Annotated in this window: 8 protein-coding genes and 1 pseudogene; 1 reads left to right on the plus strand and 8 read right to left on the minus strand. The window is 34.9% G+C overall.

Going from position 1 to position 12,119, the window contains the following annotated elements:
• From D5R40_RS24995 to D5R40_RS25010, 4 genes and pseudogenes are all read right to left on the minus strand, one after another.
• Positions 1–901: glycosyltransferase family protein (locus D5R40_RS24995; protein ID WP_192901308.1), on the minus strand; the 901-nt coding region annotated here is incomplete at its 3' end.
• Between the two features lie 370 nt (positions 902–1,271).
• Positions 1,272–2,795, minus strand: a complete 1,524-nt coding sequence (locus D5R40_RS25000) for a glycosyltransferase family 39 protein (RefSeq protein ID WP_124155391.1) — start codon at positions 2,793–2,795, stop codon at positions 1,272–1,274.
• 171 nt (positions 2,796–2,966) lie between these two features.
• A pseudogene (locus D5R40_RS25005) lies at positions 2,967–3,897 on the minus strand (IS5 family transposase).
• A 232-nt stretch (positions 3,898–4,129) separates the two neighbouring features.
• Positions 4,130–5,587, minus strand: a complete 1,458-nt coding sequence (locus D5R40_RS25010) for a rhamnogalacturonan lyase family protein (protein WP_124146965.1) — start codon at positions 5,585–5,587, stop codon at positions 4,130–4,132.
• A 69-nt stretch (positions 5,588–5,656) separates the two neighbouring features.
• Between D5R40_RS25010 and D5R40_RS25015 the strand changes: the two genes are divergently transcribed.
• On the plus strand, positions 5,657–7,048 hold the full coding sequence (locus tag D5R40_RS25015) for an oligosaccharide flippase family protein (protein ID WP_124146964.1): 1,392 nt from the start codon (positions 5,657–5,659) through the stop codon (positions 7,046–7,048).
• A gap of 549 nt (positions 7,049–7,597) precedes the next feature.
• On the opposite strand, the gene D5R40_RS25020 is transcribed toward D5R40_RS25015, so the two are convergent.
• From D5R40_RS25020 to D5R40_RS25035, 4 genes are all read right to left on the minus strand, one after another.
• The gene (locus D5R40_RS25020) at positions 7,598–8,650 is read right to left on the minus strand and encodes a sulfotransferase family protein (RefSeq protein ID WP_124146963.1); all 1,053 of its coding nucleotides are present in this window, start codon (positions 8,648–8,650) and stop codon (positions 7,598–7,600) included.
• Between the two features lie 626 nt (positions 8,651–9,276).
• Positions 9,277–9,807, minus strand: coding sequence for an acyltransferase (locus D5R40_RS25025; RefSeq protein ID WP_124146962.1), 531 nt, complete (start codon positions 9,805–9,807; stop codon positions 9,277–9,279).
• Positions 9,808–9,887: 80 nt separating this feature from the next.
• Positions 9,888–11,510, minus strand: a complete 1,623-nt coding sequence (locus tag D5R40_RS25030; RefSeq protein ID WP_124146961.1) for an SDR family oxidoreductase — start codon at positions 11,508–11,510, stop codon at positions 9,888–9,890.
• Between the two features lie 260 nt (positions 11,511–11,770).
• Positions 11,771–12,007, minus strand: a complete 237-nt coding sequence (locus tag D5R40_RS25035; protein WP_124146960.1) for an acyl carrier protein — start codon at positions 12,005–12,007, stop codon at positions 11,771–11,773.
• Positions 12,008–12,119: the final 112 nt, after the last annotated feature.

Raw genomic sequence — 12,119 nt, forward strand, 5'->3', positions numbered from 1 at the left:
GTTTCTCAAAAAAGGCTAAACCTATTAAACTAGCTACCATTACGGAGTAGAGATTATAAAACCAGAAAATTACCGTTGAATTAGGTCTGCCAAATGACCAAGCAGTAAAACGTCCAGGTTGTAGTAGTACATTAATTATAGTGGGGACAGATTTTAAATTAGATTTTACATTTTCTACACTTGGGTCTACTGTTCCTCTGAATCCACCCATAAATCGAGCCGAACGAATAGCTAAATCAATTATAAGGGGAGACCATAATACAATAATAACAATCAATCCAGTAATAAAACTCAATAATACACGCTTTTGCTTACGAAACTTCCAACCAAATAAAACTATGTCTGGTAGTAATAAGAGTAAATTTAGTGGTGTAGAACGAATAGCTAAATATCGAGCTATTGCCCAAAAACTGATAGAAAACTTATTGGGAGATTTTAAAGCAGAAGTTAAAGCCAAAGTACCAAGTAATCCAAAAAAAGTGCTGACTCCATACATCCGCACCTCTTGAGCATGATGAATAAACAAAGGAGACACAGCCATAAGTAGAGCAGAAATTAAACCTACAGGTTTACTTGCCAAACGACAACCAAGTTGATAAATTAAGAAAACGCTACCTATAGTACAAATAACGCATAACCCGCGCAGCCAACTATCGCTATAGCCAAATACCATCCAACCTTTGAGGAGAATGAGATGAGTACGGCCTCTCCACAAGAGATCTAAAATATCTCTTTTTGCTCGATCTACACTGATGAGTTCATCTATCCAAAGGCTTTCTGTGCCTAGTTGATAGAGATATAATCCAGTAGCTAATAATAGGATTAGAGTAATAGGAACTATCTGCCAAAATAAATCTGATTTAGCTTGATTTTTTGTAAAATTCGAGATTTTTTCTTTCATATCCAAAAAGTACACCCCTTACAATCATCGGACTTATGCAGAGACCATGTATTATGTAGATAGAGTCCAAAAACGATAACGTTATCGTTTTTGAAATCTATTCTATATATATATATATATAGTACACCTGCGTAAGTCCTGAATGATATAACCGATCATCAATTATTTTTTCTATATTAGACTTCTCCAGAAAAGAGGGAGTAGGGAATAGGGAGTAGGGAGTAGGAAGAAATAATTGATGTAAGTAGTTGTGCAAAATAAATCTCCTAGTTGAGAGAGGCAACAGGCAACAGGCAACATAGAGTCAGTAGGATATGTAATTAATTTTGCATAGGCACTTATCTAGTGCTATAATTGATTTTATTTTTTATTATTGGAGATATCTATTTGAATTAGGAGTTGCGAGAAAAAGGTGCATCAAATCTTTTTCTCTATAAAACTGTTCATTAGTAAATGCCCAGTGTTTTTCCACTTTTAACTGCTCTCCAAAAGTCTTTTCAAAGAAGGTTCGATCAAAATCATTATGACAAACTAACCAAAGTCTTTCTATTGGTAATAGATTGGATAACTCTACCTCTAAATCAGTTTTGTTCACCTTCGCAGTAGAACAAATTTCTGGATTACGATAAATAGGTGCAATACCATGATAGTAATGAGTTAGTGCAGTAGTCATTTTGTCAGAATCTATAGATAAAACTATTTTATCCCCTGGTTTTTCTATCGCACTAATCACTTGTGCAAGACCACGCCAATCTTGGCGATCCTGAACTGTGTAGTAACGTACTAAACCATTTGTAACAGCAATTAGATATATAATTGCTACTACAATAGCTACTGTACGCTGCCAATTCCAAAGTCTCATAAAACCAGCAGCAAGTAAAATCAGAATGTAAGGAGATAAGAATAATAGGTAACGGTCTATCCATAATCTCTGAGAAACTAAAAATATCATAGTTGCAGGTATAAAAGCCCAAGCTGCAATCCAAAGAAGTTTTCCTGAACGATGCTTTTTAATCAAACCAAAGCTTAATAAAAATAGTAAGATGATTGTATAAGCTTGATAAAATAAGCTTATTGCTTTTGATGTTGAAGGGAATGGAAAAGCAGTCAAATGCCTCAACTTACGTATTACTTCTACCAGACTAGGAAATCTGTGTCTTACATAAGATATATCAACGTCAGATATGTTAACCTTGTTAGATATATTTAATGCTGGAAGTAAGAAATTAAAAAATTTACTTGAAAGTAATACCCACAGAGAAGGAAACCATAAAACTAACCCTACTAATGCCCATTTTCCAAAACGTAATAATACATCACGTTGTTTGCGAAACTTCAAACAAAATATGAGAATATCTGGTAGTAATAAGCTGGCATTCAGTGGGGCAGTCATGTTCATTAACGCTCGCGTACAAGCCCACCAAGCCATTGAAGAGTTAGTTGGATTTTCTAGTGTATAAACTAAAGCGAGGGAACCACCAATAGCTAAACAAGTAGACAGGGAGTACATACGCACCATTTGGGCAAAATTAATGAAAAGTGGTGAAAGTGCCAGCAACAAAGCGGCAATTAAACCTGTCACCTCTCCAGCTACACGACGACCAAGTTGGTAAATTAAGAATACACTACCTAAACCAAACACAACAGATAAGCTTCGTAACCAACTATCGCTGGTGCCAAATAACATCCAAAATTTTAGGACTATATAGTAAATTGGACGTACTCTAAATAAAGATATCTTGACTTTAGTGTCATTAACACTATAAAGTTCCTCATTCCACATGCTCTCTGTACCAATATTATAGAAATATAGTCCAGTAGCTAATAATAGAATTACAGTGATTGGCACCCATTGTTGCCAGTAAAATTTTTCTTTATGAGTAGTTGTATTCATATATGTTTATAACAATTAGGGGCGTTGGTGAATCAAGGGATGAAACCTAAATTTAGCCAAATATCAAATGCTTTTCAGATAATAGTGGCTTTGTTGCATGAATGTTGCGATGCGCTCCGCGATCCGTTCCGGAATCGCAACTTCTCCCCTGGGGAGAAGTTAATTAGTGAATTAGAATTCTACTTTGTAGCTTTCTGGCTTACAGTTCTGTCTCATACGATTAAGTATGGCACATTGTATGAACAACTCCGTCACCTGATTGTCAAATTTCCGTCGTCGCAACTTACCTCCAAATATTACTTTCAGTCTAAACATGGTTGTTTCTGATAGAGAACGTCGGTGATATCCACTCTTACTTTTCCACTTTTTACCTCCTACTCATGCGTTTCTCTGTGAGGTTCTCATCTCTAGGATGAGGTGTACCCTTACAGTTACCATGATGCCAGATGACTGCATTTTTACGGGGTGGTATGGTTGTTTTTGCTCCTCTGTGACTGGCTGACTCATAGCACTTGCGTTGATCATAGGCTCCATCACTTTCTACTCCATGTAGTAGCAAAATACTTGGTCTTCACTGACATCCTTGGTACTAACCACTGCAGTAACTATTTCCCCTGTTGTCTGATTCACACCTAGATGCAACTTACGCCATGTACGACGTTTACCTACTCCATGAACTCTTGTTTTCCACTCTCCTTCTCCATAAACTTTGAGGATCGTCAAATCTACCACCAGGTGAATCGCTTCTGTTGCTGGCATTACTGGTATTTCTATGTTCAATTTACCCAAGGGACGAGACAAGGTAGTGTGGTCTGGCACTGGTAAGTCTACTCCCAAAGCGAGAAAATATAGATTCCAAAAAAACCTCAGTTTGACGTCCAGCCAAGCTAAATAAAGTGGAAAGTTTTGCCATTAAGAAAGATCGCCAGATGACTGTAAGTATTTGATGCTCCCTTGCGTCCTGTTTTCGTGATTGTTGAGCAATTGCTCTATGGCTTCTGGACTCAGCCAAAATGTCAAACTGCCTCGTTGAAGCAACGAGGCATCATAGCTCAGACCAATTTCTGACCTTGTACTGAGGCTTGGACTTGGACTTACTCATATCTACTGATTTCTACCATCTTGATACTATTTATAGCCTCTAATCACTTTTTGTGCAACAAAGCCGTTAATAGTTAGGAGATTGCCATTAAAGCATAATCATAGCCACACATCACCAACTCCCAATTATAGCAGTTTTCATGAACATAGAATACAGAGATTTTTGGCTGAAAGCCAGAAGGCAGGAGACAGAAGTTTTGTAGTCAACATGGGTGAAAACTGCTATAAGTAACTTATGGACTATAGTAATTCCAAGTCATTTTACTACGATGGTAATGATTTTGAGACCATAATCTAGGGCGATTCGGATTTGGATTCGGTTCGGGGTTACTGTAAATATGCAGCTTATTCCCATTCACAACAATCAACTCCTCTCGCCAGTCTCCAGATACATCCGCTACATAGAGGCGATCGGCTTTTTCTTTGAACTTGTAGAGAAATTTTCCACTCAAAGGATTGAAAATTCCTATGTCTCCTGATTCATGGCGTTCTTTAGCAGCAGCTAACTGTTTTTCTCTTCCTGTCCAATCAATAGTAAAGATAACTTCTACACCTCTGACTGTCCAATCTCTAGGGGCAACATTATCCATTTTATATTTGGCGATTAGCTGACCTTGGGCATCAAATATGAAAGGTTTCTGATGTTCATGATAACGACTACGACACCATATTTCCAATCCTGGACGATTGTCAAAATTCCCAAGAGCAGCATTTTGAGGTTCTTGATTTTTGTAGTGAGTCTCCCAAATTAAGCGATCGCGATTAAATAGAAAAACTCGATTACCACCACCCTCTTCCAAAGCTAATACTTCTAATCCAGGAATATCTGGACGCACATCAGCAACAAAGATGGAATCAACATGACCCTTCAAGGGAATTTGCACCAATATCTCTCCATCTGGTGAAATCAGGGTAGCACCCAAAACTTCATCTTTGCCATCTCCATTCAAATCTGCTACTCGTGCCCCATTATGAGCATTGGCTACAAAATCATCTCTTGTCCATAGAGGTTGGGGGTCTTCTTTTTTCAGCAATTCATCTATTGCATAAGCAGCTAAAAAGACTCCCGTGCGATATCCTTCCGAGTTGGTAGTCTGTAGTAATAAATCCCTATCGCCTTGCCCACGAAAATTAGTAATTACTAGGTGTTCCCATCTTTCTGTTCCTGCTGGTGACTTCAAGGGGATAGTTTTCTTGGTTTTACCACTTTCACCCTCAACAATATGAAGAGTATTATCTTTAGTTAAAAATAATACTTCTGTTTTGCTATCTCCATCTACATCACCTGCTTGTACTCCTGCTCCGAAGTGTCCAGGTAAACCATTCTTCTCAGATTTTATGGTAACCTGAATGTTAATTTGTTTTGCCCAGAGTTTTTGCCCACTTCCCTGGTAAACTACAATATGTCCTGGTTTGGTAATTATAAAATCTTTTTTACCATCATCATTGATATCTGCTGTAATTATTCCTCCTATTCTTTCATCTTCAGCAGGTAAATCTTCTAGTTTTATAATTTTGGGTTTAATAGATGAATAAGATAAATTTACACTCGATGAATAATATAAAGTCACACTCAAATATTTAATTATAGCAACACTAACTCCTATTACACCAATTAAAAAAAATAAAAAGGTTCCATTTTTAGAGTTTAGATACTTTCCTAATGGTATTTTTGATCGTAGATATGACATATTTTTTTTACTTAATTAATATTCTCTAATATAAATCATAATCAATTATCAAATTTTTTACTATTGAATATGAAAAAATTACTAAGTCGTCTGGATTGGTCTTATTTTTATTCTCTCTTGGGAGAGGGAACCTTAGCTTTGACATTTGTATTTTACATTATTCTGGCTCGTTTACTGGGTCCGGAGCGATATGAGATATTTGCCTCAGCAGCAGCTTTAGGAGCTATTTTATCCTTATTCATACAATGTGGATTACCATTTCTAATTCAGCGTGAAGTAGCAGCTAATCCAGAGAAGGGATCAAAATATACAATCCAGTTTATTCTGTTAGAAGTTTTGAACGTTTTCCCTGTTCTTATATTATTGTTTCCAATTACCCAATTGCTAAATTACCAAGGAGAAGGACTTATAGTATGTTATCTCGTGGTGTTTGCTGAACTCTGCCGTCAAGTTAAATTGACTTTGCGAGGAGTAGCTAAAGGGATGGGTTGGTTTAGAACCGAAACTATTTTTGTAGCAATTGAGCGATCGGCGGTGGTATTTGTTGCTGGTGCAGTCTTGTTATGGAAAAATAATTTGGTATTGGTAGTTGGAACCTTAGTGCTAGTTCGTTTATTAGAAAACTTGGGTTTTCTTTACTACTTAAGTCGAAAACTAAATGTATGGCGTGCTCTAAATTTTAATAATTTAACAGGAATTTATAAAATAGCATTCCCTTTTGCTTTGTCAGGAGTATTGTGGATGCTTTACTACAAAGTTGATGTGGTAATGCTCAAAGGGATGGCTGAGACAGGAGAGGCTGGGTTTTATAGTGCATCGTATCAGATAGTGGAGATTTTTTCTGCTCTACCTAGAGTGGTTTTTTATGTAATTTTTACCAGATTAGCTCGTTACCATGCTAATGAACCTGAGAAAGTTCCAGAGCAAATATACAAAGCAACCCGCGCACTCTTGATATTAGTATTACCACCAATAGTAATTGCTGGATTTTTTCAAAGTTATTTAGTTGAACTTCTTTACGGTCAGGAATATTCTTATTCAGTTCAATCTTTAGGAATTTTAATTCCCAACATTAGTGTTCATATGTTTGGTTTATTGGTGCAGCAGTTTTTTCTGGCAACTCAACGGGAAAAATATTTACCGCCTTTACTGATCTTTAGCACTATCATCAACATTATCTCTAACGCTATACTTATTCCATTTTTAGGGTCTGTTGGTGCTGCTTTATGTACTTTATTTAGTGCAGGAGTTTTAGGTGTAATTGGTCTAGGAATGATTAGTCGTATCGGTTACAAAAAAGCTGGACACCAATTACAGTTAATTTCTGCAATGAGTTTGCTTTTAACAGTAGTTCCTTCTCTGATAATGAATGGATTAGAACTACAGATTGGAATATTTTTAATGATTGGCAGTATTGCAAGTTTAGTAATATTGATGCGTCCCCAAAGTTTCTTAGATTAAAGGATAGAGCAATTTTTTATTCTCAAAAATTGTATTTTTTTGCATTAATTAATTAATGAGTAATTTCAGAGTTCTTCAATCTGGATAAATTCCTTGTCCATACTTAGGATAAAATCTCTCTGAGATATAGCAATCGAAGCAAAGGTTAGAACATTTATAAATTATAAAACTCAGTCATAGATTATTTTTTATTTTTGCCTTGTGCGTAGCACTATAATCGTTGATAATTTTTTTTGTTTAAAACCCTGGCGTTGCAAAGCGACGAATGATTTGATAAGAATTTTGATTGAATTGGATTGTGGATTAATCAATTGCTAGAATGATTAATTAATGGTTATTTTTAGTCAAAGTCTAAACTAATTTTTGGCAATATCATTCCAGAATGTGCAACCCCAAAACCATTGTTAAATATCCTATTAATGGCTGGTAGTAAATTAAACTATTAGACATCTCCAATAATCAAAAATAAAATCAATTATTGTACAGAAATCAATCAATTATTTCCCCCTATTCCCTACTCCCTACTCCCTCTTTTGGAGGAGATGTCTATTAAAGATTTCTGCTCAATGATGAGCTATATAGTGGAGTGGGACTATCTAAACCCAACCTAAGATTGAAGTATATTTTCAAGTCTTGTAATGCTTCAATTTGACCTTTACGGTTTTTCATCATTGCTACAAATTTTCGAGGAGGATGTTCAATATACTTGAATTGTAGTTTTTCCCAACTTGAAATCTGCGGATTTTCTAGCTCTCTGTGATAACCATAACGTTCTAAGGTAGAACCAGCTACTGCTTCAAAAATACGCAATTGACGCTCTGTCATCTGTGTACGCCATTTTTCGGTATTACTGCTGATAATAGGACGAGCAAGATTCTTGAGATTTTGTTTATCTGTTTTATATGCTGCATTATCTTTGTAGAAATTAAGCATTTCTGGAGTATATTCTTCTTCTAAAAAGGAACACATATCTTTTAGAACTTGCTGAGTATTCAATAATAGTTCTTCATATCGAACTTCAAAAAATGAGTTTTGATCGATGACATTTTTCAACTTATCAACTTCTTCTAGATGTTTTACCCATCCCCTAGCTGTAGGATAAATATGTTTAGGTCCGACTCGGGATTGTTTCCAAGACAATGCACAATCACGTCCATCACGCACAATATGGATTATTTGTACATTAGGAAATCCACTCAGAATTTCACGCCAGTAAAAAAGATGAGCAGGGGTTTTTTCTCCCCAACGTTGTTTTCCCTCGTTTTTTGCCCATGCAGACATAATCGCCTCAAAAATGCCATGAAAATCATATCTCTGAATAGCTTTGATGGTATTTTCTCTATTTGGATAAGGAGACCAATCAGCAAGTGGACCTGTACTTAAAATATCATCTAATAGACGTTCTCTATTTTGAGGAAGGTTTAAATCTCCATAGAATTTTAACCAATTATAAAATGTTCTATATATAAGAGACTCATAGGGAATAGCTATTCTTGGATGGCTATTGAGCAGTTTACTAAGTAGTGAAGTTCCTGATCGCGGACAACCAAAAATAAATATTGGGCGTTGATCGGATTGATTGGTATTTTCTGCTTTATCCATAAATTTCCTAATCTTTAAATATCAACTATATTTTTTTCAGGAACTATTCAGCTTTTTACAAGTTTATCTAAACTAAACTTTTTACTTAAGTAGAAAGGTGTAATTAAATGTCACTATGTCATTGGGACTGGAACGGAGTGGAAGGAAGCAATCTCAAAGGTTTGAGCTGGTTAACGAAGTCAAAACTCAGAAGTTAGAAGTTGTTTTTGTAACGGGGATTGAGCACCGCTCCAAAAACATTTCGCCTTAAAAGGCGGGGTTTTAGATCCAATTTTTTTGATAAACATTTTGTTATACCAATTCACTTTAAAGATGTCATATCAAATCCGTTTAATTGGACATAAAAAAAATCTTCAATCGCCATAACTACGTTTATCTTTGTAATTCTTTCTCCTCCTGAGGAGGTCCGACTGACTTCCCCTCCACGGTCGGGGGAGGGGCGAAGGGTGGGTTGACTCCTCCTAACTTAACCATTCTATGGCTGTTTAACTGGATTTGATATCACAAATAGTTTGAAACTTTAGATGTGAAATAATTTCCTGAAATTACTGTAGTTTCAAAGTTTCGGCCAATAAAATCAAACTTTTGACTTTTGACTTTTGACTTTTAACTTCCGTGAAACGGTATTACCTTCTCTTAAATATTACTTTTGCCGGGTTTCCCATCACAATACTATTTTCAGGGATTTTTGATGATACAACTGAGTTAGATGCCACAATTACCCCACTACCAATATCAGTCCCATCTAATATAGAGCATCCAGAACCTATCCAAACATTATTAGCAATTTTAATCCCATGTTTAGAAATAGTTCCTTGTTCTTGAATGGGTACATCAAGTTTGTCATATCGATAATTATTACCAATAATTGAAGTATTAGGACCAATCATTGAATAGTCGCCAATTTCTAATCCTTTGTGATGAGATGAAATAAAACATCCAGTTGCAATTGAAACATTTTCACCAATTTTCAAAACACCATCAGCAGCTTTTATTTTTGTAAAAGAACCTATTTCAGTATCTTTTCCAATTGTCAATAAATCACTCAATTCGACTTCTGCTTTGGGGCTAACTTTTGCTCCATATTTCAACAGATAATAAATAGTGACTATGGGAGCAGGAATTAAAAAACGCCGGATTACCTTGCCTATTTTCATATTAAATTATCTATCCTAATTTTCATCAACTAATCCTTACTTAACTGTAAAATTATATTTTTTTATTTGATATTATTTGATTATCCGAAAGGTAAATCACCTAAGTTTAAAACCACTTTTTGTCCGGTGATAGAATTTGCCCAGCTAGAGGCTAAAAACAAAATGCTTTGAGCAACTTCAATAGGTTGTAAATTTCTGCCAAAATCTCTGGAAGCTGCTATCCTTTTTGTAAAATCTGAAGGAACACATGATACAAGGTCTGTCTCTGTCATGTTGGGCACAACAAAGTTGACTTGTATATTTAATTTAGCTAGTTCTTTTGCTAAACTTTTTGTGTAACCGACTACAGCACTTTTTGCAGTTATATATTGACTTTGCCCAGTGACTGGATTGTCTACAAAAATTGTTGAGATATTAATTATTTTACCAAACTTTTGTTGTTTGAAAATCGGCAATATGGTTTGACAACAATTGTGCATTCCTTTTAAGGATACTTCTAATTCACTTAAATAATCTTGCCACTCTAGTTTTACAACATTTTTGGGTATAGCTTCTTTGACTGCATTATTAACCAATACATTGACAGTGCAAAATTTTTCTACTACCTGAGCAATGAACTTCTTAACTTCTAACTTGTCTCTAATATCACATTGCAATGGAATAGCGGTTCCCCCATTTTTTTCAATATCCTCAACAATTAACTCTGCATCTTTTTTCCCTTTGTAATAATTAACGATAACTTTCGCACCCTGCATGGCAAATAATTTGGCAGTTGCTGCTCCTATTCCACGACTAGCACCAGTAATAACCACCACTTTATCTTTTAAACCTATATCTATATAATTAGATTTGATTTCTTGGCAGCTAATAATTTTTTGTGGTGGAGAATTTACTACTACATTTAATTTTCCTGTTGCTAAAACAGCATTTTCTTTTAAAAGGGTAGTAGCTACTTCCATAGATTCACTTGCCACAGAAACTTTCCCAACTTCTCCAACAAGTTTTATTGATTCAGATAAAGGAACTTGGTCTGGAAATGAAAATTGAAATTTGGCAAATGTGGCATATTTTCCCGGCAATTTCATTCCTACCAAAGTAGATAACAATAGAGTTGAAATTAAGTTATGGCTAATTGGTATATCTATGGAATCAGTATTACTTAAAAAACCTTCATTAATAATAGAATCTAAATATTTTTTAAGCAATATAGAGTTGAGTGATATATTTAACTCTTCTTTTTTATTGGCTATTTCATTAATAGTCCAGTTATTCTCTAAAACTTCATCTAATAAGCAAGAAGTTTGATTCTGCTCTATATCTCTAATTTCTTTACTAAAAGAGTATAAAGTAAAACCACCCTTAGACTTTATTACTATCTCTTCAGTCAGATGATTATACCAGGTAGCATTATAGGAAAATTTTCCACTTTCTGTTTCTGAATATGTGTAGTCTAGTCTAATTTCATCACCAATTAATATTGGCTTACGAAAACTGGTATCTAATTCTAAAAATTCTATTTTTTGGTCGGGAAAATTTTCTTGAATTAGACAAATAAAACTAAAGGGTAACATCCCATGAACAAGTCGTTGGCGATATTTTGTTTTTCTCGCAAACTCCTCATCCATATGCAAAGAGTTATAATCGCCAGTGATGGAGGCAAAATTTGCCACCATTTTTTCAGATATTTTGAATACCTTTTCCATGGTCTTTTCTTTCCTGAGCAAAAGTATTTCTAAGTTAGCTCTTGCTGATTAATTCTAAAAGTATTGACTGATATTGGTTTTAGCGTTTTAGATTCAAAAAAAGTACCAGCTTTTCGGTGGCAAGAGCTGCATAAAGCTAGTATTTTGGTATGATTATGGCAGAAAAATTGAGAGACAATTCTTAACTCCTACCTCCTCGCTCATTCCCATTTCTCCTGTCTCCTACAAAGAGCAAAAAGACTTTATTCAGGAAACCCTAATTAATTAGTATGGTTACTAATAACTTTTTTAATTTCCGAGAAATTTATCATAGAATCAATTTGATCCATTGTTAGAGTAATCTCGAATTCTTCTTCTAAAGCAGTAATCATTTTCAGATTATTTAAGGAATCCCAAGTATCAGCATTGTCTGGTCCGAATTCATCGGTTATTTCTTCATCATCAATTTCCAAAATATCTGTCATAATTTCTTTGATTTTTTCTTCTAGAGCTTCCATTAATTTCTCCTTTTTTTTTAATAAGATATTGCTTTTAAGGGCAGGTTTAAATTAAGCAATAATTTTAATCCACGAACTATCAATCAATTTAGCAGATTCTGACTTGAGAATA

Origin of the sequence: Okeania hirsuta (assembly GCF_003838195.1) — a bacterium.
GTDB classification, from domain to species: domain Bacteria; phylum Cyanobacteriota; class Cyanobacteriia; order Cyanobacteriales; family Microcoleaceae; genus Okeania; species Okeania hirsuta.

What these genes read in the sequence shown, in the direction of transcription:
- D5R40_RS25020 (WP_124146963.1), bottom strand. Translation starts at nt 8,650, where the DNA reads ATGGATAAAGCAGAAAATACCAATCAATCCGATCAACGCCCAATATTT.
- D5R40_RS25015 (WP_124146964.1), top strand. Translation starts at nt 5,657, where the DNA reads ATGAAAAAATTACTAAGTCGTCTGGATTGGTCTTATTTTTATTCTCTC.
- D5R40_RS25035 (WP_124146960.1), bottom strand. Translation starts at nt 12,007, where the DNA reads ATGGAAGCTCTAGAAGAAAAAATCAAAGAAATTATGACAGATATTTTG.
- D5R40_RS25025 (WP_124146962.1), bottom strand. Translation starts at nt 9,807, where the DNA reads ATGAAAATAGGCAAGGTAATCCGGCGTTTTTTAATTCCTGCTCCCATA.
- D5R40_RS25030 (WP_124146961.1), bottom strand. Translation starts at nt 11,510, where the DNA reads ATGGAAAAGGTATTCAAAATATCTGAAAAAATGGTGGCAAATTTTGCC.
- D5R40_RS25000 (WP_124155391.1), bottom strand. Translation starts at nt 2,795, where the DNA reads ATGAATACAACTACTCATAAAGAAAAATTTTACTGGCAACAATGGGTG.
- D5R40_RS25010 (WP_124146965.1), bottom strand. Translation starts at nt 5,587, where the DNA reads ATGTCATATCTACGATCAAAAATACCATTAGGAAAGTATCTAAACTCT.